The 22,920-nt window shown below is 58.9% G+C and carries 25 protein-coding genes; 11 read left to right on the top strand and 14 right to left on the bottom strand.

What is annotated here, in order from left to right; genetic code table 11:
- The first annotated feature begins 50 nt into the window (after nucleotides 1-50).
- On the top strand, nucleotides 51-677 hold the full coding sequence (gene ccmA / locus BOSE62_RS00120; protein ID WP_159640107.1) for a heme ABC exporter ATP-binding protein CcmA: 627 nt from the start codon (nucleotides 51-53) through the stop codon (nucleotides 675-677).
- Nucleotides 674-1,324 (top strand): heme exporter protein CcmB, encoded by a 651-nt coding sequence (locus BOSE62_RS00115; RefSeq protein WP_159640104.1) that lies wholly within the window; start codon nucleotides 674-676, stop codon nucleotides 1,322-1,324. Before ccmA ends, BOSE62_RS00115 begins: the two co-directional genes overlap by 4 nt.
- 14 nt (nucleotides 1,325-1,338) lie before the next feature.
- On the opposite strand, the gene BOSE62_RS00110 is transcribed toward BOSE62_RS00115, so the two are convergent.
- Nucleotides 1,339-1,974, bottom strand: coding sequence for a TetR/AcrR family transcriptional regulator (locus tag BOSE62_RS00110; RefSeq protein ID WP_159640101.1), 636 nt, complete (start codon nucleotides 1,972-1,974; stop codon nucleotides 1,339-1,341).
- Nucleotides 1,975-2,110: 136 nt separating this feature from the next.
- Here BOSE62_RS00110 and BOSE62_RS00105 point away from each other — a divergent pair, with 136 nt between their 5' ends.
- The 4 genes from BOSE62_RS00105 to BOSE62_RS00090 all read left to right on the top strand — a co-directional run bounded on the left by BOSE62_RS00105 (nucleotide 2,111) and on the right by BOSE62_RS00090 (nucleotide 9,068).
- Nucleotides 2,111-3,592, top strand: coding sequence for a TolC family protein (locus tag BOSE62_RS00105; RefSeq protein WP_236553737.1), 1,482 nt, complete (start codon nucleotides 2,111-2,113; stop codon nucleotides 3,590-3,592).
- A complete protein-coding gene (locus BOSE62_RS00100; RefSeq protein ID WP_159640098.1) occupies nucleotides 3,593-4,945 on the top strand; it encodes an efflux RND transporter periplasmic adaptor subunit in 1,353 nt (450 codons plus the stop codon).
- Nucleotides 4,942-8,178 carry an efflux RND transporter permease subunit gene (locus tag BOSE62_RS00095; RefSeq protein ID WP_159640095.1) on the top strand — a complete coding sequence of 1,079 codons (3,237 nt, stop codon included), beginning with the start codon at nucleotides 4,942-4,944 and terminating at the stop codon, nucleotides 8,176-8,178. Before BOSE62_RS00100 ends, BOSE62_RS00095 begins: the two co-directional genes overlap by 4 nt.
- A gap of 137 nt (nucleotides 8,179-8,315) precedes the next feature.
- Complete coding sequence (locus tag BOSE62_RS00090) at nucleotides 8,316-9,068, top strand: siderophore-interacting protein (RefSeq protein ID WP_159640092.1); 753 nt, start codon at nucleotides 8,316-8,318, stop codon at nucleotides 9,066-9,068.
- Here the strand turns inward: BOSE62_RS00090 and BOSE62_RS00085 are convergent, their stop codons facing one another.
- From BOSE62_RS00085 to BOSE62_RS00080, 3 genes are read right to left on the bottom strand one after another with little or no spacing between them, the layout of a single operon-like run.
- Nucleotides 9,069-9,377, bottom strand: coding sequence for a DUF1971 domain-containing protein (locus tag BOSE62_RS00085; RefSeq protein WP_159640089.1), 309 nt, complete (start codon nucleotides 9,375-9,377; stop codon nucleotides 9,069-9,071).
- On the bottom strand, nucleotides 9,377-9,511 hold the full coding sequence (locus BOSE62_RS17460; RefSeq protein ID WP_268893889.1) for a hypothetical protein: 135 nt from the start codon (nucleotides 9,509-9,511) through the stop codon (nucleotides 9,377-9,379). The genes BOSE62_RS00085 and BOSE62_RS17460 overlap by 1 nt, the downstream gene beginning before the upstream one ends.
- Entirely contained in the window at nucleotides 9,505-9,993 is a 489-nt protein-coding gene (locus BOSE62_RS00080; RefSeq protein ID WP_328799749.1) for a group III truncated hemoglobin, read from the bottom strand. The genes BOSE62_RS17460 and BOSE62_RS00080 overlap by 7 nt, the downstream gene beginning before the upstream one ends.
- A 60-nt stretch (nucleotides 9,994-10,053) precedes the next feature.
- On the opposite strand from BOSE62_RS00080, the gene BOSE62_RS00075 reads away from it, so the two are divergent.
- Both BOSE62_RS00075 and BOSE62_RS00070 read left to right on the top strand, forming a co-directional pair.
- Nucleotides 10,054-10,479 carry an RrF2 family transcriptional regulator gene (locus BOSE62_RS00075; protein WP_159640086.1) on the top strand — a complete coding sequence of 142 codons (426 nt, stop codon included), beginning with the start codon at nucleotides 10,054-10,056 and terminating at the stop codon, nucleotides 10,477-10,479.
- 76 nt (nucleotides 10,480-10,555) lie between these two features.
- Nucleotides 10,556-11,020, top strand: coding sequence for a MarR family winged helix-turn-helix transcriptional regulator (locus BOSE62_RS00070; protein ID WP_159640083.1), 465 nt, complete (start codon nucleotides 10,556-10,558; stop codon nucleotides 11,018-11,020).
- Here BOSE62_RS00070 and proB read toward each other — a convergent pair.
- Nucleotides 11,017-12,183: a glutamate 5-kinase gene (proB, locus tag BOSE62_RS00065; RefSeq protein ID WP_159640080.1), complete on the bottom strand. Its 1,167-nt coding sequence runs from the start codon at nucleotides 12,181-12,183 to the stop codon at nucleotides 11,017-11,019. The two genes, BOSE62_RS00070 and proB, sit on opposite strands and share 4 nt — an antisense overlap.
- Before the next feature lie 184 nt (nucleotides 12,184-12,367).
- On the opposite strand from proB, the gene BOSE62_RS00060 reads away from it, so the two are divergent.
- Entirely contained in the window at nucleotides 12,368-13,150 is a 783-nt protein-coding gene (locus BOSE62_RS00060) for a pyrroline-5-carboxylate reductase family protein (RefSeq protein ID WP_328799748.1), read from the top strand.
- A gap of 38 nt (nucleotides 13,151-13,188) precedes the next feature.
- Here the strand turns inward: BOSE62_RS00060 and BOSE62_RS00055 are convergent, their stop codons facing one another.
- The 7 genes from BOSE62_RS00055 to exbB form a co-directional block, all read right to left on the bottom strand.
- Nucleotides 13,189-13,515, bottom strand: a complete 327-nt coding sequence (locus tag BOSE62_RS00055; RefSeq protein ID WP_159640074.1) for a PepSY domain-containing protein — start codon at nucleotides 13,513-13,515, stop codon at nucleotides 13,189-13,191.
- Nucleotides 13,512-14,102 carry a ferric reductase-like transmembrane domain-containing protein gene (locus BOSE62_RS00050; RefSeq protein ID WP_159640071.1) on the bottom strand — a complete coding sequence of 197 codons (591 nt, stop codon included), beginning with the start codon at nucleotides 14,100-14,102 and terminating at the stop codon, nucleotides 13,512-13,514. The genes BOSE62_RS00055 and BOSE62_RS00050 overlap by 4 nt, the downstream gene beginning before the upstream one ends.
- Nucleotides 14,099-14,782 (bottom strand): Fe2+-dependent dioxygenase, encoded by a 684-nt coding sequence (locus BOSE62_RS00045; protein ID WP_159640068.1) that lies wholly within the window; start codon nucleotides 14,780-14,782, stop codon nucleotides 14,099-14,101. Before BOSE62_RS00045 ends, BOSE62_RS00050 begins: the two co-directional genes overlap by 4 nt.
- Before the next feature lie 61 nt (nucleotides 14,783-14,843).
- Nucleotides 14,844-17,207, bottom strand: a complete 2,364-nt coding sequence (locus BOSE62_RS00040) for a TonB-dependent receptor (RefSeq protein ID WP_159640065.1) — start codon at nucleotides 17,205-17,207, stop codon at nucleotides 14,844-14,846.
- Between the two features lie 18 nt (nucleotides 17,208-17,225).
- Nucleotides 17,226-17,972 (bottom strand): energy transducer TonB, encoded by a 747-nt coding sequence (locus BOSE62_RS00035; protein WP_236553735.1) that lies wholly within the window; start codon nucleotides 17,970-17,972, stop codon nucleotides 17,226-17,228.
- A complete protein-coding gene (gene exbD / locus BOSE62_RS00030; protein ID WP_159640059.1) occupies nucleotides 17,969-18,394 on the bottom strand; it encodes a TonB system transport protein ExbD in 426 nt (141 codons plus the stop codon). Before exbD ends, BOSE62_RS00035 begins: the two co-directional genes overlap by 4 nt.
- Nucleotides 18,395-18,398: 4 nt before the next feature.
- Entirely contained in the window at nucleotides 18,399-19,154 is a 756-nt protein-coding gene (gene exbB, locus BOSE62_RS00025; protein WP_159640056.1) for a tonB-system energizer ExbB, read from the bottom strand.
- Between the two features lie 387 nt (nucleotides 19,155-19,541).
- Between exbB and BOSE62_RS00020 the strand changes: the two genes are divergently transcribed.
- Together BOSE62_RS00020 and BOSE62_RS00015 are read left to right on the top strand one after the other, a co-directional pair.
- The gene (locus BOSE62_RS00020; protein WP_159640053.1) at nucleotides 19,542-20,444 is read left to right on the top strand and encodes a hypothetical protein; all 903 of its coding nucleotides are present in this window, start codon (nucleotides 19,542-19,544) and stop codon (nucleotides 20,442-20,444) included.
- A 2-nt stretch (nucleotides 20,445-20,446) separates the two neighbouring features.
- Nucleotides 20,447-21,301 (top strand): sulfotransferase domain-containing protein, encoded by an 855-nt coding sequence (locus BOSE62_RS00015; RefSeq protein ID WP_201295620.1) that lies wholly within the window; start codon nucleotides 20,447-20,449, stop codon nucleotides 21,299-21,301.
- A gap of 39 nt (nucleotides 21,302-21,340) precedes the next feature.
- Here BOSE62_RS00015 and BOSE62_RS00010 read toward each other — a convergent pair whose 3' ends face one another.
- Nucleotides 21,341-22,576 carry a hypothetical protein gene (locus tag BOSE62_RS00010; RefSeq protein ID WP_159640050.1) on the bottom strand — a complete coding sequence of 412 codons (1,236 nt, stop codon included), beginning with the start codon at nucleotides 22,574-22,576 and terminating at the stop codon, nucleotides 21,341-21,343.
- A partial coding sequence (locus tag BOSE62_RS00005; protein ID WP_201295619.1) for a hypothetical protein occupies nucleotides 22,569-22,920 on the bottom strand: 352 nt, incomplete at its 5' end. The genes BOSE62_RS00010 and BOSE62_RS00005, both read right to left, overlap by 8 nt.

Below are 22,920 nucleotides of genomic sequence, written 5' to 3'. Positions count from 1 at the left end.
TATCGCTCCTTGCTTGGCTTTCTTACCAATTCATGTCTTAAGTCTGTGCAATGAGCAAGAGCCAGTCAACCGGAAGCAATAATCGTCTGGTCGCCGAGTCCCTCGACTGTGTGCGCGGCGAGCGCACATTGTTTCGCAATCTGAATTTCACGCTGGAACCGGGCCAGGCAGGATTGCTGACCGGCCCCAATGGTGTCGGCAAATCGAGCCTGTTGCGACTGCTCGCCGGGCTGCTAGAGCCAGTGGCAGGAATCTGCAATGCGCCGGAGACCAAAGCCCTGTGCGACGACCGGCTGGCGCTGGATGAACATTTGCCGCTCGAGCAGGCGCTTGGCTTCTGGGCGAAACTGGACGGTAAGGACAGGGCAGCTACGGCAGGGGCGATGGAGCGCGCAGGCCTAAGCCATCTGGCGGAAGTGCCGGTGCGCTATTTTTCCACCGGACAGAGGCAGAGAGCGCGGCTGGCGCGCACCTATCTGGCGGATGCGAAACTATGGCTGCTCGACGAACCGGCCAATGGACTCGATACCGCTTCGGTAGAGCAGCTCGGACGGGTGCTGCAAAGCCATCTTGACCATGATGGGATCATTCTCGCGGCCAGCCATATCCCTTTGCCGATTGCCTTCGATTGCACGCTGGCGCTCGAGCCACTGGAAGAACTGGAGGCATATTCGTGACCGGCAGCATCGCCTCGATCATTTGGCGCGATGTCCGGCAGAGCTACGCCAGCGGCGGGACCTGGCTGCCGGTGATATTCTATCTCTCGGCCGCGACGCTATTTCCCTTCGCCGTCGGCCCGGACCGCGCATTGCTGCTGCAGACCGGCGGCGGGATATTGTGGATCGCCGCCTTGCTGGCTACCCTGTTACCGCTCGACCGGCTGATCCAGCCCGATCTGGAAAATGGCGTCTATGACCAAATGATTGTACGCGGCCTGTCCGACGAGATGATCGCTGCCGCGCGGCTGATCTCGCACTGGCTGGCTTTCGGCCCACCGCTGCTGCTCGCCGCTTTTCTGGCCAGCGGATTGATGGGGCTGGAGGGGCCCGCTCTCGGTACATTGCTGGCGAGCCTCGCAATTGCGACACCGGCTCTTGCCGGTCTGGCCGTGATGATCGCTGCGCTGACCGCCGGGCTGAAAGGCGCGGGCGCGCTGGGTGGGCTGCTGCTGGTACCGCTGGCAATTCCGCTGCTGATCTTCGGTGCGGGCAGTCTTTCCGCACAAGGCACCAGCGCTTTGCTGTTTTTGTCCGCTATCTCGTTATTGCTGGTCGCGATCACACCGCTTGCCGCCGGAGCGGCGCTACGAGCGGTTCGCGAATAAGGCGCGGGAACTCTTTATATCTGGTGGATTTGCATCCAGGCATCGACGGCTTTTCTGGCCCTTTCCCGTTTTTGCGCTGCGGTCAGCTTGATATTCTCGCCATAGCGGAGAAACAGATCGATCCGCCCCATCACCAGGCTGACGAACATTTCCGCCGAGGAGGTCAGGTCGTTGCTCTGGATTTCGCCTTTTTTCTGCGAAATTTTGAGCAGATTGACGATATTTTGCAATATCGTGCGGGGACCGTTGTCGAGAAAAAACTGGCCAATTCTGGGGTCCCGGTCAACTTCTGCAGCCAGAACACGGTCGAAGCGAACCTTCTCCTCTTTCGTCAGCGAATCCAACATGCGCTCGGCCACAGCAATCAGGGTTTCGCGCAGGCTGCGGGTCTTCGAATTCTCGCCGACCAGACTCTCACTCATATGGCGACATTCCGCCTTTACCACTTCTGCAAACAGATTTTCCTTGGTGCTGAACCAGTTGTAAACGGTCACTTTCGAAACTTCGGCGAGCGCTGCAATCGATTCGATGCTCGCTCCGGAAAAGCCGTTGGCAAAAAATTCCGTGCGCGCAGCAGCGAGGATCTTGGCAATTTTACGCTGGCTTGAGGGCCGATCCGCGCGCTCTTTTACAATATCCGTGCTTTCCACGGCCGTTTCCTTCCATATTCGACGCGACCAATATAATGAACGATAGCGTTCAAATTAAACGTTGACGTTCATTTTCTTTGATGACATATTATCGAGGCTTGGTAAAGTCCAAGCTGGTCAAACCCCGGATGTCTCCTTGAAGAATCGATTCACCAATTCCCGATTCATGCTGGTTGCGATGCTTTTCGCGACCAACGGCTGCGTAAGCATGGCCCCCGAATCGACGGCGCCCGCCATCAACGCCGCCATGCCTGTAGCTTTTGACCAGAGCGAATCCGGCACCCCCTATGAGTCCGCCCGCTGGTGGGCTTCCTTCGAGGATCCGGTACTCGACAATCTGCTGGACCAAGCGCTGAGCAGGAATCTCGATCTGGCGGAAGCATCGGCCAGATTGCGCGCCGCCGAAGCGCGGGCGCGTATCTCGAAAAGCGGCCTGTTCCCGCAGATCAGTGCCGGACTGGACAGCAGCTATTCGGATTCGCCGACGGCCGGCACCAGCTTTAGCGCGATCGCCGGCGGCGCGCGGCTGCAGAGCGAAACCTATTCATCCAGCCTCGCCTTTTCCTATGAACTGGATATTTGGGGCAAACTGCGCAATGATGCGCGGGCTGGCCGCGCCGATGCCATCGCCTCGGCCGCCGATTTGCAGGCCGCGCGTCTGGCGGTCATGGCGGAAGTCATTACCAGCTATTTTGACATTGTCGACGCGCGCCACCAGATTGCGCTGACCACCCGGATTATCGATGTACTCGGCGACCGGGTCGAACAGAGCGAAAACCGCTACAGCCGCGGCCTGATCACCTCCTTCGAACTCTATCAGGTGCGACAGGACTTCCGCAATGTGCAGGCCGGTCTGCCGCAGCGGGAAAGCCAGCTGGCCGCGACCGAGGGACAGCTGGCTGTGTTGGTCGGCCGGTATTCCAATGATATGGATGACCTCATCGGCCGGAATCTGACTCCCAAACTGGCTTTCGATCCGGTCCCCGCAGGCCTGCCAATCGACCTGCTGGCCCAGCGGCCGGATGTTTTTGCAGAGAGCCAGCGGCTCGAGGCAGCGCGGTATAATCTGGGCGCGCGGCGGGCGGAACTTTTTCCCGCGATCAGCCTTTCCGCCGGCACCGGCAGCCAGGCCGGATCGCCACCTGGGGTGCTCGACATATTCGACAAATGGGTACTGAATCTCGGGGCCGGCCTGACCGCTCCGCTGTTCCAGGGTGGGCGGATACGGGCCAATATCGAGATAGCAGATGCAGAATATGCGCAGCAGACAGCGGTTTATGCCCGCACGGTTCTGACCGCCTATCAGGAAGTTACCACAGCGATCGAACGTTATGAGGAAGAACGGCAGCGTTACCGTTTCCTGTTCTCGCAACGCGACGAGACCGAGGCCGCTGCCGCTCTGCAATCCCGCCGCTTTGCCACCGGTGTCGGCAGCTATGTCGACTATCTCGATGCGTTGCGGGCGCAATTTCAGGTGGAATCATCGCTTTCGTCCGCAGCGCGTGACGTGGCACTGGCGCGGCTTGGCATACACCGGGCGCTAGGCGGCAGCTGGGACGATACACCGCCGGCACCGGATATCATGGCCGAACCTCCAGCCATTGAGGGAGAAAATTAAGTGCAAAGGCAACGCGTAGTCGGCGGCCTGATCCTGCTCGGAGCGATTCTGATCGCCGCGGTCCTGATCCTGCTCCGTTCCGAACCGGCAGAAAAGCCGCCGGAGGATCTCGTTCCGCTGGTACAGGCCGAAAAGCTGGAAATCCGTTCGGGTAATCTGATGGTCAGGGGCGCGGGTACCGTCCGTGCCCGGGAAGAGCTGACTCTGGCCTCTGAGGTCGCCGGCAAGCTGGTCTATGTCAATCCTGACCTGCGGGAAGGCCAGCGCATCGCCCGCGGCGCGGTGCTGTTTCGCATCGATACATCGGACTACCGCAACGCGGTGCAGACCGCGCAGGCCGATGTTGCATCCCAAGGCATCTCCGTCCTGCAGGCGCAAGAGGAAGTCGCACTCGCCAAAGCCGAGCTCGACCGTTTCCAGCGGCGCGCTGTCAGTGGCGGCAATGCTTATGCCAGCGTCGACAAAAGCGACTATGCAGCCAGAATTCTTCCCCCGGATGCACTGGCGCAAAAAGCGGCTGATGACGGACCGCCGGCCCGCCAGAATATTGCTACCAACAGTTTGGCGACAAGAGAGCCGCAACTACAGTCCGCGCGGGCCGGTTTGCGAAGGGCACAGGCCAATTTGGCCAATGCGCAGACAGCCCTGCGCCGCACCGTGGTGCGCGCGCCATTTTCCGGCATCGTCCGCACCGAGGACATCGCGGTGGGCAGCTATGTACAGCCCGGCCAGGCGCTGGGATCACTGGTAGGAACCGCCGATTATGAAGCGGTGATCCCGCTTTCCGAACAGGATGCAGCGCTCATTCCGCAATTGTTCCGTGCAGGTTCCGGAAACCGGATCCAGGCCTCGATATATTCCGACTATGGCGGGATCCGCTATCGTTGGCCCGCCTATGTCGACCGTGTCAACGGCGTGCTCAATCCGCAGACCCGTACGATCGACGTCTATTTGCGCATTCCCAACCCGTTGCGGGGCGGCGCACCGGCGGCTGTTGCGGAAAATAGCGGGAAGTCGGCCACGGCATCTTCCGCACCGCCACTGTTCGTCGGCAGTTTTGTCGAAACAGAAATCAACGGCCGGGCGCTGGAAGAATATGCCGTGCTGCCGCTGGCCGCCCTGCAAGCGGACAACCAGGTCTGGCTGGTGCGGGACGGAAAATTGCATATCGTCACGGTGGAAATCTATCAGCGAACCGAAACAAGCGCGCTGATCAGCACGCGTGGTCTGGGTCCCGATCCGGTTGCCGTAACCGGCAATCTGAAGGTTGCGACGGAAGGCCTGCGCGTCAGGATTGCCGCTGCGCAGACAACCGCCACCGCAGCGAAACCGAAGGCCGAAGCGGTTAAATGACAGAACCATCCAGCCCGGATCTGCCGCAGACGGAACAGCCGAGCAAGGAAGTCTTGCAGCAAGGCGGCGTTGTCGCGTTCATGGCGCGCAACGGCGTTGCGGCCAATCTGCTGATGATATTTCTGTTCGTGGCCGGCATCGCCTCCTACCGTACGATCGTCCAGGAGGTGTTTGCGGAGAACAGCCTCGACACGATTCAGGTCAGCGTGGCCTATCCCGGTGCCACGCCCGACGAGGTCGAGGAGTCGATTGTCCAGAAAATCGAGGAAGCGGTCGAAGCAGTTGAAAATGTCAAAGAGATCAAATCCAGTGCGGCCGAAAATATCGGAACGGTTTCGATCGAACTGGAACTGGGCACGGATATCGACCGGGCGCTTGATGACATCAAAGCCGAAATTGATCAGATCCAGTCTTTCCCCGACGATGCCGAAGAACCCAGCGTTCGCGAATTGACCACGCGGCAGAGCGTCGTGCGCATCGCCATTTTCGGTGACGTGTCGGAAAGCGCGCTGAAGGAAACCGCCTACCGGCTCGAGGACTCTCTCGCCGCACTGCCGGAAATCTCCTTCGTCGACACCAGCTCCATCCGCGATTACGAAGTGTCGATCGAAGTGCCCCAGGACACGCTGCAGGCCTTTGGCCTCTCGCTCAATGACATCTCGCGCACCGTTGCCGCCAGTAGCCTGGACAGCCCCGCCGGCTCGATCGACACCGACAGTGAAGAAGTGCGCGTGCGCACCATCGGACAGAATTACAACCAGCAGAATTTCGAGGATATCGTGCTGGTCAGCAATGAAAATGGCGCGATGGTCCGGCTCGGACAGATTGCCAATATTCGCGACGAATTCGAGGATTCTGCCCTTATCTCCCTGTACAACGGCAAACCTGTTGCCTTCGTCGAGGTGTTCCGCACCAGTGACGAGCGCGTCCTTGATGTCTCCCGTGCCACTCGGGAATATCTTGAGGGCCCCTTTGCCCATTCGCTGCCCGAGGGCATTTCCTACGCGATCTGGAGCGACGATAGCGAACTGCTGAATGACCGGCTGACCCTGCTGCTGGAAAATGCGGCTATTGGCCTGTTTCTGGTGCTGATCGCACTCACGTTGTTCCTCGACATCCGGCTCGCGGCCTGGACGGCGCTCGGCATAGGCGTAACATTTGTCGGTGCGATCTTCCTGCTCGATCTGGCCGGATCGAGCATCAACATGTTCTCCCTGTTCGGCTTCATCCTTGCCCTAGGGCTGGTGGTTGACGATGCCATTGTCGTTGGCGAGAGCGTCTATGCCCGCCGGGAAGCAGGGCGCACCGGAATGGGCGCGGCGGTAACCGGTGCGCGACGGGTCACCATGCCGGTAATCTTCGCTGTGCTGACAACGGTCGCTGCCTTTTCACCGCTGTTTGCGGTCGGTGGCATCATGGGCAAGATATTGGCCGACATCCCTCTTGTTGTGGTCTCGGTTCTTTTTCTCTCGCTGGTTGAAAGCCTGCTGATCCTGCCCAATCACCTCAGCCATTTGCCGCCTCCCGGAGCGCCGACGCGCAATCCCGTCACTCGGTTTTTCGAACGGGTGCAGGCCAGCGTCGACGTGCAATATCAGCGGTTTGTTGACGGACCGCTCGACCGGGCTGTGCGCTATGCGGTGCGCATGCCGTTCATCATTTTGGCCGGCAGCGTCGCCCTGCTGATCCTGGTTGGATCGCTGGTCCCGGCCGGTATCATCAAAAACTCCTTCTTTCCCGCAATCGAGGCCGATGTCGTCACGGCCAGTCTCGAAATGCCGACCGGTACGACGATAGCCGAGACCGAAAAAATGGCGCGGTTTATCGAGGAGAAGGGACGCGAAACCTACGCCCGGTTCGAAAAGGAAAAGAAAGAGGATGAACCGTCCCCGTTGCGCGGCATATTCACGCTGGTCGGGCAGGAGCCGCGCGGCACGGGCCCCAATGCCCAGGAGGGCAGTTTTGCCACCAATATTGCCAGCATCCAGTTCAGCTTCATTCCCGGTGACCAGCGCTCTCTGGCATCGCGGGATTTTGAAAATGCCTGGCGCGAGAATGTCGGACCAATTGACGAAGCGCGCTCGCTGGTTTTCGCTTCCGACCTGATATCGATCGGCGCACCGGTGGACGTGCAACTGTCCGATCCCGATCCGGCGGTGGTGGAAGCCGCGTCGATCAAACTCATGGCGAGACTGAACCGCTTCGCCGGCGTGTTCGATATCGAGAGCGACCAGGATCAGGGCCTGAAAGAAATCCAGCTTCGGCTGAAACCGGAAGCCAGGTCTCTCGGCGTCACCCTGCAGGACGTCGCGCTTCAGGTCCGCGCCGCTTTCTTCGGAAGCGAAGCGCTGCGCGTACAGCGGGGCCAGGAAGATATGCGTGTCTATATCCGTCTGCCGGAAGAAGAGCGCAATTCCATCATCGACGTCGAACGCTTTCGCGTGCGCGTTCCGGGCGGCGAAGTTCCGCTCGCCACATTGGCCGACGTATCTTTTGGTCAGGCTCCCGCCATCATCCGTCGGACCGACGGCAGACGGATCACCACTGTGACCGCCGATATCGACACCAATATCGTCACCAGTCAGGAAATCGCCGAGGCGCTGACCGACGAAATCATGCCCGCGTTGCAGGCGGATTATCCGCAGCTGCTCTACAGCTTTGGCGGCGAACAGCAGGAACAGGCCGATAGCTTCGGCGATCTCGGGATCGCTTTCGCCGCTGCTTTGCTGATGATCTATGCGCTGCTCGCGATACCGTTCCGATCTTATGTGCAGCCGCTGATCATCATGACGGTGATCCCTTTCGGTATCATCGGCGCACTGATCGGGCACCTGCTTCTCGGCCTGCCGATCGGCGTGCTGAGCATGTTTGGCATGATCGCCCTCTCGGGCGTGATCGTCAACGGCTCTCTGATTCTGATCGACTTTATCAACGAAAATCTGCGCGACGGCATGGCGATTGAAGACGCCATACTCGCCGGCGCCAAATCGCGCTTCCGGCCGATCATGCTGACATCGCTGACCACCTTTCTCGGCGTTGCTCCGATCACCTTCGAGACCAGCCTGCAAGCGCAGTTCCTGATCCCGATGTCGGCCAGCCTGGGCTTCGGCGTATTGTTTGGCGCGATCATCCTGCAATTGCTGATCCCTGCCCTGACCATATTGGAATATAAGGGCAAGCGACGCGCGATAGAATATTGGAACGGTCTGTTTTCGACCGCTGCTCCGACCTGACGGTAGCGGCGCGATGCCGGGCGTTTTGCGGGAGAAACGGCCAATGGCGTAACGGGTACCGGCCCCTTCCCCGATGCCGCCTTTCCCGGTGAACCAAAATATACCCCCCCCCCAGAGAAGCAACGGAACATGACAATATGGCACGACCCGAACCGAGAATATTGAAGGTAATCGACAGCATGCGCCTCACCCCCAATATGCACCGGGTGATACTGGGCGGCGACGGGCTGGCCGGATTTCCGGCCGAGCGGAGCGGCGGCTATGTCAAGCTGATGCTGCCCGACGCCGGCGGCGGCCGCCCCCTGATGCGGACTTATAGCATCCGCAGCCAATCGGAAACAGGAATAGCGATCGATTTTGCCCTGCACGGACCGGATGGGGATTCCGGGCCTGCGACAAGCTGGGCCCTCGAGGCGCAGGCGGGCGACCTGATCAGACTTGGCGGTCCCGGCGATGCCAAGCCGTTGCCGACAGGGCGCGGACCGTTTCTGCTGGTCGGCGACATGACGGCGCTGCCAGCCATATCGGTGAATCTGGAAGGTCTGCCCGCCGATGCGACCGGAGATGCAATCCTGCTTGTCCGCGACGAAGAAGACAAGCAGACTCTGGCCAAGCCTGACGGCGTGACGGTCCACTGGCTGGTCGACGCCGAACTGGGCGCGCATCCCGCGCTGCTAGCCGATGCCGCGCGGCAATTGCCGGCGGTGGAGGAGCTGGCCTACGCCTGGGTTGCCTGCGAATTCGAGGCGATGAAGCTGCTGCGTCAATTTCTGCGCGTCGAGCAGGGGTTTGGGCCGGACCGCCTCTATATTTCAAGCTACTGGAAGCGCGGCCTGATCGAGGACGACCACAAGCAGGTCAAGCGCGCCGACGCCGAGGCCGGCGGCTGATTATCGCACGGACCGGTTTCGCTCGGGCAAGGGATGTTCCCGGTAGAATTCCACCTGCATTTTCACCGGCCCGGACAGCCGGACAAAATGCGGCTCTCCAGGCGGGATCGGTGCGGGCTTGTCGACGGTAACCACGTGCCGCGAGGGCGGATCGACGAAAACCAGTTCGACCGCCCCTTCCAGCACCCGCAACAGGCCCCATGTCCCCTGCTTGGTGCTATGCTCGTTGCGCAGCTTGTCCGGCAGGCTATTCTCGTCGAATATCGGAGAAGCGCCATAAGGGACCGCGGCCGCCGGTCCGCCGTCCATCAGGCCAGCCCCCGGATGACGGCAAGGGCGCCGGCGAAGACCGTTGGCAAAACCGGTAGGGACGACGTCTCTATGCCCGCGTTGATTTCCGCGCTGCCCGCCTGTCCGGTTGCGCTTTCAAAATCCATCAGCATGATTGCTTCTCCTTCGCTCGCGAAACGCCCGCCAGGCCGTCCCGCTGAACCTTGATCCCGGTGAGCAGGCTGCCCGCGATCCGTTCCGCCGCTTCGCGAAAGACCTGAGCGGCCGCATCATTCGGCGCGATGCTGTCCAGCGTCCTGTTCCACAGCACCAGCCAGCGGTTGAAATGCCGGTCATCAAGGCCACCAATTGCAATATGCTTGAGCATGGGATTGCCGCGAAACCGGCCCGACTCCAGCGTGACCGATGCCCAGAAATCCTCCATCCTGGCGAGATGCGGCGGCCAGTCCGTAACATGGGCTTCAAATATCGGACCGAGCAGCGCATCATCGCGGATCGCGCGATAGAATGTCTCCACCAGATCGGAGATCAGCGCGTCGTCAATTTCCAGCGCATGGGCCTGGGCCATTTTCTTCGCTCTCGCGCGTTCCGCATAGCTGGCTTCGGTCATCGTTTCGACTTTCTTAAGATGCATTCCATATGCACCGTTTACCCCCCCTTGGCATTTAAATGCAATATATGATATACATCTTTTATGAGATTGTCCGTTCAAACCGACTATGCGCTGCGCACATTGATGTATCTGGCGGCGCACGAAGGCCACCATTCGATCGCCGAAATCGCCCGGCGATATGGAATTTCGAAAAACCATCTGATGAAAGTGGCGCAGCGGCTGGCGGCAGAAGGCTTCATCGACAGCGTGAAGGGGCGGAACGGCGGCCTGTTGCTCCACCAGCCGGCCGAGCGCATCAATGTCGGCCATGTCGTTCGCACGTTCGAGGACCATGGTGCCTTCGTGCAATGCTTTGATGCAGGGGACGGCGACTGCGTGGTCACACCTGTCTGCGGCCTGCGCCACATACTAGCCGACGGCATCGAGGCCTTTCTTCGGCATCTCGACGGCTTCACCCTCGCCGACCTGGTCGACGACAAGGCGCGGTTCCTTTCCGTCTGGCAATGACCGTTCCGCTTGCGGGCCGGTCAGGAAATTTTCAATATGCTGGGCGATTGCCGGAAAAATCTGTATCAGACCTCCCATGTCCAATTCAAACGCACTTCTGGTCGCCTTGCGGCAGATCAACCGGGCAATCGACTTGCAGTCCAAGAAACTGGAGCGGGAAACCGGCCAGACAACGCCTCAGCTTCTGCTGTTAAAGGCGCTGGAAAAGGACGGGCGTGCAAAACCGTCGGTCATCGCCAAATCGGTGCACCTGTCGCATGCCACGGTGACGTCGATCGTCGACCGGCTGGAGAAATCCGGGATGGTCATCCGCGAACGCAGCGAAGACGACCGGCGCTCGGTAGAAATCGTACTGACCGACAAGGGCCGCACATGCATCGAAAACGCGCCGGAATTGCTGCAGGAAGATTTCCTGGTGGCTCTGTCGAAACTGGAACCGTGGGAGCAGAATCTGCTGATCTCCTCGGTTCAGCGCATCGCTGTAATGATGGACGCGAACCAGATTGAATCCGCCCCGATCCTCGAGATTGGCGAAATCTAGCTCTGCGGGATGACGTCGGTCATGACTTCATCTGCCGGCAGGTCCCACGTCAGATGGCGATCATCCAGCACAACCATATTCTTGTCGGTGATCAGCGTACCCAGGGTTTTATAACCCAGCAGCTGCATGGCTGACAAAGCCGGATTGCGTGCCAGGGCCATGGTTTCGTCGGACGAGAAATTTGTCAGGCCACGGGCCAGCTCGTCACCGGACTCCCCGTAGATATGGATGACATCGCCTTTGACATAAGGGCCGTGAATGGACAGGACATCCTCCCGTCCGATATTCCGTCGTCCGGATTTGAACGCTTCCGCTGTCGCTTCGTTGACCACAATACTGCCCGCCATTTGCAGACGGTCGGACAGCCAGTTTGCCCAAGCGGACTCGGGCCGCTCGTTGGCCAGAATACGCGTATGCTTTCTCTCGTCTTTCAGAACCGAAGTTACCGGATGTTCGTGTTCCCCATGGGCAATACGTGTGTCGCAACCGGCATTTTGCGCCATATGGGCCGCCTGTATCTTGGTCAGCATGCCACCGCTGCCGAGGCTGCTGACGCCTTCTGTCACCGCCAGATAGGGCGAAACATCGGCGACCTCCTCAACCAGTCGGGCGCCCGGTTCCGAAGGGTCCTTGTCGTACAGACCGTCAACCTGTGTCAGAATGATCAGTTCGTCCGCCTGCAGCATTTGTGCGATTTTCGCTGACAGGCGGTCATTGTCGCCAACACGGATTTCTTCCGTGGTGATCGTGTCATTCTCGTTGATGATCGGCATGATGTCGGCATCCAGCAGCCGGTCGACCGTATTCTTGGTGTTCAGGAACCGCTTGCGGTCTTCCAGATCGCGCAAGGTCACCAGTACCTGCGCTATTTCGAAGCTATATTCGTGGGCCACCTGCTTGTAGGCATTGAGCAATAGCGGCATGCCACAGGCTGCTGCCGCCTGCTTGTCGCGCAGACCGGCCGTCTCCGGCCGCTCGCCGATCATGTTCATGCCCAGCGCCACGGATCCGGACGAACATAATATGACTTTCGCGCCACCTTCCCGCAGCCGGGCGATATCCTCGAGCAGATTGTGCATGACAGCCCAGCGCGGCGTGAGCCTCTGCTCATTGGCAAGCAGACTGGAGCCGATTTTCACTACGATTGTTTTGCCTTGAACCATGTAACGTGATGCCCTTATTACTCAGCGATGGAAGTAGGGATTGAAGCTGACCAGTGCAATAATTTAGTGATCAAAATATTTAAATTTGCATGGAATCCCCATAATATAAGCATTTGTTGACATATCTAATTTGAATACTAAGCATATCGCAGACCCCCCAGACACCTGAAAACAAGAGATTGAATTGACAAAAATATTGCTCCTAGGATGCGGAAACATGGGCGGTGCGCTGCTCAAGGCATGGGCCGCCAACACAGATCATGACTTTACCGTGGCCGATCCGGCCGGTCCCGATCTGCCGGACGACGTGACGCTGGTCGGTTCGGTGGCCGAATTGGGCGAACAGCATTTTGACTATCTCATCGTTGCACTGAAACCGCAGCTGATCGACGACGTGCTGCCCGATTATTTGCCAAGGCTGAAACCGTCAGGCACGATCAGCTCGATCGCCGCGGGATATTCGGCGGCGAAGCTGGCCGCCCATGCACCGGGGCGTTCGGTTGTCCGGATCATGCCGAACCTGCCCGCCGTCATCGGAAAAGGTGTCAGCGGCCTCTATGCCCATGGCTCCGTACCGGAAGCGGCATCCAGCCAGATCGAGCAGCTTGCCTCATGTTCCGGCGATATCGTCTGGGTCGACAGCGAGGATATGCTGGATCGCCTGACCGCGGTGGCCGGGAGCGGTCCCGGCTATGTGTTCGAGATTTTGCGCGCCTATGTCGACGCCGCCGAACAGCTGGGTTTCAGTGGAGAAGATGCCAGAAATCTGGTGCTGGGGACGGTCCGCGGGACGCTGGAACTGGCCCTGGACTCCGACCTGTCGCTCGAGCAATTGCGCAACAATGTCACCAGCAAGGGTGGCACCACGGCCGCCGGGCTTAACGCGCTAAACGGCCAGAACGAATTTTCCGCGCTGATCCGCGAGACGCTTGAGGCCGCTTACGGGCGAGCGGTCGAACTTCGCTAGAAATATAGCGGGCGCGATCGGCCCGCGCCTGTTGCACCCTAGCCCTTGAAACCCGGCGCGCGATAGATTTCGGTGCCGCGCCGGAACACGACCAGCTTCTTGAGCGTTACCGGATGGAAAAAAGCTTCGATGGCCTGTCCGCTATCGGTCCGGGCATAGACTTCATAGCAGTCACCCTCGACCTGCGTCTTGAGCAATTCCCAACCTTCCATCCAGGCTTTTTTCTTCAGCTTCTTGATCGACTTCCAGTCCTTGGTCGGGCCGGAATCGCATTTGATATCGCCATCCGCATAGGCCGGTTGCGCCAGCATCATGGTGGCAATCACTGCTGCTGCGGCGGTATATTTGCGAGAAATTTTTTTCATGTCATGCTCCGTTGCGTGCGGTGTCGGCGTCTCCGGCCAATATAGCGTAAAATCCAGACTATCATGAGCGGTGCGAGATGAACCATTGCTGGCTGCCACGCCCAGTCGAGCAGAATCCAGTGAACCAGGCCGATAATCAGCGCAGGATAGACCAGCCGCTGGATATTTTTCCAGCTCCGCCCCAACCGGCGCATCGCAAAATCGAAACTGATCAGCGCCGGCAGGAGCATCAGCAGCAACGACAGCCAACCCATCCAGATACCCGGAATCGTGAATTCTTCCAGCATCGCAACAACGCTGTTCATGTCGAATATGTAGAATATCAGATGGAGCATGGCATAGCCAAAGGCAGCCACGCCGAGGTTGCGCCGGATCTTCAGCCAGCCTTTGAAAAAGCGGTTGAGACCGAAAAATTCTGACAAAGGCCCCGGCAACATGGCCAGGATCATCAGTCGCACCGCCGTTTCGCCGCTGGGGTGCAGCATGTCCATCGCCAGCACATCGTCCTGCAAAAACGAGCGGACCATCAGAATCGCGGGAAACGACAGCAACAGCCAAAACAGGCCCTTGATCACATGATTTTTCATACTGCGGCCCAGCGCCGCAACAGATTGTGATAGACGTGGATCAGACGGTTGATTTCCGGATCGTCATGCGGCCGATCTGGGGTCAGCGCCTGGATCGACTGGTCGAGGTCGAACAGCAGCTCCCGCGCCGAGACATCGGCCACCGCGCTCTGCATCCAGGTGATCGCGCAAATCCGTCTGCCCCGGGTAACCGGCATCACCTGATGCAGACTGGAGGAGGGATATAACACCATCTCGCCCGCCGCCAGCTTGACCGGCTGCGCACCATATTGCTGTTCTATCACCAGTTCGCCGCCGTCATATTCATCCGGGTCGGAGAGGAAAATGGTGGCAGACAGATCGCTGCGAATGGTCATATTGGCTTCGGGAAGGCGCATCAAAGCGGCGTCGCTATGCGTGCCGTAATGGCCGCCATCCTGATAAAGATTGAAAATCGGCGGCCAGATTTTCTCGGCCAGAGCGGCGGAGATGAACAGGGGATCGTTGCCAAGCTTGCGCAAGATCACATTGCCCAGTTCGACCGACAGCGGATTCTGGCGAGGCAGTTGCAGGTTCTGCTTCACCTTGACCGAGCGCGTACCGGCTGAATCGGCACCGTCGATCCACTCCGCAGCCTCCAGCTTCTGTCGGAAATCCCGGACCTGCTTTTCGTCCAGAATATTTTCGATGATTGTGAGCATGGGGCCAGCCGTGAGTTAGATTGAAAGGGGGGCGACGAATCGCCGCCCCCCTTTTCTCCTATCAGAAACGTCCGGTAAGCGTTAGCGTCGCGCGCCGTTCATCTCCCTTGTAGAGGAAGTGACCGCTGCGATAACCGGCAAGATAATAATCCTTGTTAGTGAGGTTGGTCATATTGACCCGGGCCGACAGATTTTCGTTCACCTTGTAGCTGGCGAACGCATCGAAGGTCCAGTAATCCGGAACGCGGTAGGTATAGACTTCCAGCGTGCTGTCATAGCTTGCCGCATCATCCGGCTGACCGGTAAACATTTCCCCCTTGTAGGTTGCCGTCCCGCCGAAGGCGAAGGCCTCTGTCGCCTGATAGCGGAGCTGTGCCGAGGCCTGGGTGTTGGCAAAATTGCTCAGGCGGCGACCGATCTTGTCGGCGTCATTCGAGTCCGTAATTTCCGAGTCCATGAAGGTTACCGACGCCTGACCGGACAGTTTCGGCGTAATATTACCGACCAGCCCCAGTTCGATACCACGTACGCGGTTCTCGCCGGTATTCAGGCTTCCGCCCGCTGCATAATCGTCGCCGGCCGATTCAAACACATCGCTCTTGGTGATCTGGAAGGCCGCAGCGGTGAGCATCAGATGATCGTCGAACAGATCCGCTTTCACACCCAGTTCATAGCTGGTCGAGCTTTCCGGACGTCCGTCACCAATGCCCGTTCCGTCATCGACGCAGATTCCGCCATAGCCGCAGTTTCCGCCCAGATCGGATTCACCGCCATTGATATTCTTGGCCGTCCCCCAGTTGAAATAGACGTAGACTTCTTCCATCGGCTTCACACCAATACCGGCATGGCCGTTCCACAATGTGTCGTGATAGCGATAGCCGGTTTCGGTGCCTTGGCTAACCACGTCATTGTTATAGTCAAACGCATCGACCCGAACACCGCCATGAACGGACAGCCACGGATTGATGTCGACCGTATCCATCAGATAGACGGACATTGTTTCCACCTGCCAGTTGCTGTCGACGGAACCGAAAGCGATATCGCGTTGCACGATATTGTGGATATCGCTGACGATCAGCTCCCGGTTTTCATCGGTGATGCAATAGGATGGGCTCAATCCGCCGCGTCCGGATGTGACACAATTGGTCGCTCCGTTATTGGTCAGGTCATAGGTGCCATTGGCGACCTTGAGATCGGAATATTCGACACCGGCAACCAGACTGTGCGCGATCGAGCCGGTTTCAAACTCGCCAAGAATGTTGAGCTGGTTGACAAAATATTCGACCTCCTGATTGCCCTGGTGGGTGCTCAGCGTAACCGGCGCGAATGTGTCGGTATCGGCGTCATAGGCTCCGCCTCGCAGCCCGGTCAGCACATAGCCGTTGGACGTTTCGCCATAGCGAGTGGAATTGACGATCGTGAAACCCTCGAACGGCGTAATGAAGATACGGCCGGTGAACGTGTCGACGTTCGTGTTGAGAAAGTCTCCGGTCTGGGTGTAATTCGGCACATCGTCCCACGGACCATATACGGTTACATCGTCCGGACCGGTGCCGGTCGGCCGCGGCACATAACCGCCCAGGTCCGGCGTATCGTCGGCTTCCAGATGATAATAGTCGAGCAGCACCCGCACCGTATCGTTCAGCCGGAAGCTACCCGAAATTGCCGCACCGATGCGCTCGCGATCGGAGAAATTGCGGTTCGGCGCCTCGTCATAGCCGTACAGCAGATTGGCTCGCAGCGCGATATCGTCGCTCAGCGCCCAGTTGCTGTCGAGGGTGACACGATAGAAATCGTCGGTGCCGATACCCAGGTCGATGCGGTTGAAATTATAGTCGGTGCTGGCCTGCTTGGTGATCGAGTTCACCGCGCCGCCGGTCGAGCCGCGACCGGCGAAGGAAGAACTTGGGCCCTTGGTGATTTCAATCTGCTCGACCGCAAAGGTTTCGCGGGTCGTCATGCCGGGGTCGCGCAAACCGTCGACAAAAACGTCGCTGCGCGCTTCGTGACCGCGGATGATGTAACGGTCGCCAAAGGCATTGCCGTTTTCACCGGTACCGACGGTGACACCGGGCTGGTTATCGAGAATATCGCGCAAATTGGTCGCGCCCTGCTCGTCGAGCTGGCTTTCGGTAAGCACGGTGATCGTTGCCGGCGTTTCCGACAGCGGCTTCACCCGGCGCAGATCGCCCGAGACGCGTGCTTTATAGGGGGCACCCTTCTGGGTGTAGGGATTCACGTCAGCGGCATTATCCTCGATCTGGAGCGTTTCCAGCTCCACTTCTTCCGGTTCGGCATCCTGCGCCAGGGCCGGCGCGGTCGACAGCGCCGTGGTCAAGCCAAGCGCAACAACCGCACTGCGCTTGCTGAAGCTCGAGCGCCGCAGGCTTGTCGGCCTCTGCATTTGGGACATGTCTTTGTTCATCGTGAATCTTCCTTTATTTCAACGAGTTCGGAGGGAATAATCAATCGGCAGCGAGATCGTCACTTTGTCCCGCTGCATGGATTCGGGCATTGCCGGCAAAGGCGCGACGCGCTGCATAAGCGCCAGAGTGGCCTGATCCAGAATATCATGGCCGCTGGATCCGGTGATCGACACATTGAAAATATTGCCGGTGCGATCGACCGTGAAGCGGACCTTGACCACGCCTTGCTGCCGGGCCTTGCGGGCTTCGGTGGGATATTGCTTGCGCTGGTTCAGATGCGCGCTGACCATTGCATAATAATTGGCCCGCTCTTTCCTGGCCTTCGGGCTGTTGCCGACGCTGTCGCTGGGAGCGGATCTGGCTGCGGCAACCGGTGGCGCCTCGCTTCGGGCGGGCGTCGCGACTGCAACCGGGGTGATGGCGGCCTGCTGGACCGGCCTGACGGGGGTCGGGCTCTGCTTTGGCTCGGGTGGCAACAGGACCGCGTCATCCGGCAACGGTGCGCGCGCCGGCGGGACCTCGAACGGCAGGGCCTGCTGCGGCGGGATATATTCCGGCTGCGATGCGGGCGTCGGCTCAGACATGGCCTCGCTCGCACTCGCAGGGGGAAGCTCCACGAGGACCACCGGTTCAGGGATGGGGCGGTCGTGCGGAGCCTTCCACGCCATGGCCGCCAACCCGAGAAAGGCATGAGCGGCCACAGCCATGGCAGCGGCGACCACCCAACGACGTTTTTCGTCTGTACTGAGCGTCACCATCGTCATTTGCCCGAACCCGATTCTGCGCCCACCAGAGCAACGTGCAGATAACCAGCAGAACGCAAGGAATTCATCGCGCCCATGATCGTGTCATAGGTGATGCTCTTGTCAGCGCGCAGAAAAATGCGTTGCTCTCTGTCGGACCGGGTGGCGGTTTCGATTGCCGCCCCCAGACCGGCTTCGGAAACCGGTGTTTCATTGACCAGAAGATTGCCATCGGCCTGGATCGAGAGAAAAACCGGCTTGTCGGGCTTGGGCGCCGCATTGGCGGTTGAGACCGGCAGATCGACCTTCACGTCGACCGTCGCCAGCGGCGCAGCCACCATGAAGATGATCAGCAATACCAGCATCACGTCGATGAACGGCGTGACGTTGATGTCGTGATTTACCGGGAGGTCATCGCTATTGTCGTTAAGCCGGATCGACATCGCATCAATCCTTCTTGATCTTCACCGTACCGCGGCTGAGATCGCGCGATACCAGCCGCAAAATGGCAGCGGCCGTGTCCGAAACAAGCGCGCGATAGGCAGAGATCTGGCGGGAGAAATGATTGTACATGACAACGGCAGGAATGGCGGCAACGAGACCGAGCGCCGTCGCAAGCAAGGCTTCTGCAATGCCGGGCGCCACTACCGCGAGATTGGTGGTCTGCTTCTCGGCGATGCCGATGAAGCTGTTCATGATGCCCCAGACCGTGCCGAACAGTCCGACAAAGGGAGCCGTCGCGCCGATGGTTGCCAGAATATTGACGCCACGTGTCATCTTCCGGGACAGAGCCGCTTCATAGCGCTCGAAGCGGGAGACAATACGCTCTTTGACACCGTCGCCGTCCTGCAAGGCATCGGCAGACAGGGCGAGTTCGGTTGCCGCTTCCTGAACCAGAACCGTTTGGGACAGTGCCGGATCGCTGTTGGCGTCTTCCAGCGAACGCAAGCTTGCGACCTGCCTGTGCACGACCCTTTCCGCAGCCATTGCCTTGCGCAATTCCGAAAGCTTGGCAATGAATATCGTCCAGCTGACCAGCGAGGCGATGATCAGGCCGATGATAACGAGCTTCACGATCCAGTCCGCCTGAGCGAACATGCCGCCTACGCTCAGTTCGACAGGGATTGTCGAGGGGGAAGCGGCAGCAGCTGCCGCCGGTGCCAGCAACACTGCAATTGCAACGGATTTCAGAACATGTCCCATAAGTCTCTTGACCACTTTCGCCAGCTGTTATGTCTCATGCGAATCATTCGCATCGACAAAAGGCCAATTACAGCTTCCTATTGCTATTGCAAGTGATTCTCATTAATTTACTGGTCATGAACCGGGAGCAGAAAATGTCGCGAACCCGGACTTCTCAAACGAGAGACTTTGCGATCGGCCTGCCGGCCCGTAAATGCAGGAAATGTCTGCACATATTCTGCCATGTCTCCCTCCTCGACGCGAGATCGACCGGGATTCTCTGAAGCTCCTCTTTCGAAATCGTGCGGATGAAGATGTACAAACTTGATTGCTCGCGCCAAACCGTTAGGGACTTGAGGATCAGCGAACCGTCTTTTTACCCCCAATTACATAAAGATACAGACATAGATGAACTATTTCTACAATTGCTACAATCTCGCGATCGATAGCGAAATGCCCTTATCCGAAATGGTCGCCTTGCCCGATCGGCCGACAGCGATTGATGTCCGCATCGCGCAAGGCGCAGTCGATCCGGATGGACTGGACGGCGCCGAACAGGTCGGTCCCTTCTTGTGGGTTTCCCCCACTGCCCTGCAATTGCACATTCCGGATGTGGCCCGTTTTCTGGTCAGCAATGGTAATACCATTCTTTACGATCCGGCACCGGGGATTGATGAGGACAGCGTTCGGGTATTCATGCTCGGCTCGGCGCTGGGCGCGCTTCTATTCCAGCGGGGCTATCTGGTTCTGCACGGCAATGCCGTACAGATTGGCGACGGCTGCATCATCTGTGTCGGCCATTCGGGCGCGGGAAAATCTACGCTCGCTGCCGCATTCATGCAGCGGGGCTATAACCTGCTTGCCGATGATGTGGTTCCAATCGGCAATGACTGTCATGCCATCCCCGGCTTTCCCCGGATCAAGCTGTGGCAGGATGCGGCCGACAAGCTGGAAATCGACACGACGTCCCTCAGCCGGATCCGTCCGGATATGGAAAAATTCAATCTACCGATTACCGAAAAATTTGTGCCCAAGCCGCTGCCCGTAAAGCATATCTATATTTTGCGCAGCGATGACGAAAAGGGGTTTTCCTCCACCCCCATTAAGGGCTTGCAAAAATTCCCGGCGCTGCACGCAAACACGTACCGCCAGAAATTTCTCGACAGCATGGATTTGCGGTCGGATCATCTTAAGCTTTGCGGGAAACTCGCCGGGCAAACGGCGATTACCCGGATCTTGCGCCCGCGCCAGGGTTTTGAAATCGATCAGCTGGTCGATCATATTCTGGCTGACCTGTCCGAAAGCGTCTGAACGTGGGCGCGATATACTGGCTGTCCTCCTATCCCAAATCCGGCAACACATGGTTCCGTGCGTTTCTGCAGAACCTGCAACAAGATGGCGATGCGCCGGTCGACATCAACGAACTGCATACCGGGTCGATTGCCAGCGGCCGCAGCTGGCTGGACGAAGTTCTCGGCTTTGATACGGCCGACCTGCGGCACGACGATATCGATGCCTTGCGGCCTGCTGTATATGAATGGAGCCTGCAGTCACCCGATCTGGAATATCACAAGATCCACGATGCCTATACGTTCCTGCCCTCGGGAGAGCCTTTGGTCAGCAGCAAGGCGACCCGCGGCGCGGTCTATTTTGTCCGCAATCCGCTTGATCTGGCCTCGTCCTTTGCCAATCATTTACAGTGCAGCGTCGACAAGGCGATCGAACGGATGGCTTCGCCGGACATGAGCTTTGTCAAATCGGAAAGAAAGCTGAACAATCAGGTCCGGCAGAAATTGCTCAGCTGGTCCGACCATGTGCTCAGCTGGGTCGACGCCCCCGGGCTCAATCTGGAGATTCTGCGCTATGAAGACATGCTCGGCGACAGCCTGGCCACCTTCACCCGGGCAGCACGCTTTCTGGAATTGCCGCATGACCGCCCGCGGGTCGAAAAAGCTCTTCATTTCAGCCGTTTCGATCGCTTGCAGGAACAGGAGAAAACAGACGGGTTCAAGGAAAAGCCGGCCAATACTCCTTCCTTCTTCAGGCAAGGCAAGGCCGGCGGCTGGCGCAACGAACTGAACGAGGAACAGATCGCCAGGATTATCGCCGACCACGGACCGGTGATGCGGCGGTTCAACTATCTTGATCAGAGCGGTGTCCCGCAATAACTCCGGGCATAGGGTCGCGCGGTCCGGCGATCCATCCGCCTAGAGCTGCGCCAGAAACCCGCCGGTCAATGATTGCGGCAGACTGCCGCCGAAGCCAGTATTCCCCTCGAGCAATATTGGCCCGTCAGGGGTCAGCACCCAGTCCCACGCGATCGCCCAGAACTCGGGAAAAGCGCCATGGGCCGACAGACTGTGGCCAATCAAAGCTTGCCAATCAGGCAGCGGCCGCGGGCCACCGATAGCTTTCAGCATATCCCGCTGACTCTGCCGCACTGGCTCCGGCAACGGTAAATTTCCAGCCAGCGGCTGCACCAGTCCGCTGTCGGCGTCGACGGGCAAGATGACATAGGTATCGGGGCGATCCGACGGCCGGCGCTCGGCCGGGATTTCCAGTGACGCGCACAAAATCGCGATATCCCGTCCGTCTCGAAAGGTGATGCAGCGGACGGTGATTGCACGCCCGTCCGGCACCAGCGGGGCAAGCTGCGGATGATTTTGCAGCGCCGGCTGCACCAGAGCATGATCGCGTTCCAGCAAGGATTCCCACGCCGCTATTACCGATTGCTGGTCCGGCAGCGCCTCTCCCTCGAACATCCGGCCTTCAATCGTCTGCTCGGTTTGCCAACATTCAAAAGCCCCGAGACCGCGATTGCCCGACCTGCTTTTGCAGAACAGGTGGCGATGCGTATTCAAGGCATCGAGAAAATCCAAGCTTGCGGTGCTCGAAGCGGTCGCCAGGATCGGCGCCATCGGTATCCCGCGTGACAGCAGGATGCCCGTCGTGACAGCCTTGTTTCCCAGCCGCGAATATTCGTGCGACGATATCGGCTGGCGACTGTTCCGCCACCGGTGAAAAGCGGCGATATGGCGATCGCTGACATAATTCCACAAGCCTCCGGGGTGTTCGACAAGCCCGAAGCGATAAACATCGGCGGGCGGCATGCAGGCTCCGATGCTGAGACGGACGAGCCGGAAAAACTGACGGTATACCGGAATACCGCGTTCGTCCCGAACCAGGCCACCATATCGGCGCAGCACCCGGAACAGCGCCAACCAGCCGCACAAAGTGGCCCATTTCAGCCACAATATTATTTCCAGAATCAGATAGAGTGGTTTTGGCAGACCCGGCAATGCCGTCCAGAATATTTCCCTGTGCGCTGCCAATTGCGGGCTGCTTGCAAACAGATAGCGCCAGCTGATCATCCCGTGCGGTATATTGCGCCGCCACAGTTCCCGGCGAAGCACGCCGCACAGTTTTGCCCATCCGCTAGGCAACCGATAGACCGTGCAGCCAGATGTTTAGCCATTTCAGGGAGTTTGTCTGCCGCCTGACCTGGATGCCTTCCATTTCATTACAACCGCCTGACTCGATCCGCTCGATCTTTGTCCGCCATTTCTCGTGATCGATCATATCCGCCAGCATCGGATGCAGATCGGCATCGACCCGCTTCATATTCTCGACAATATCGCTGGTATCGTGAATATGGGGAGCCTGGCGTTCTCCCATATATTTCGAACGTTTCCACGCCACCCGATCCGGCACCGTTCCGGTGATGGCCCGGCGATGCAAATAGCGCCCCATCCCGCCCGGCCCCGCCCGTTCGACAATCGGCGTGGAC

The organism is Sphingorhabdus sp. 109, from assembly GCF_902506555.1.
GTDB lineage: Bacteria > Pseudomonadota > Alphaproteobacteria > Sphingomonadales > Sphingomonadaceae > Parasphingorhabdus.
This window is presented reverse-complemented; position numbering and strand designations above follow the sequence as displayed.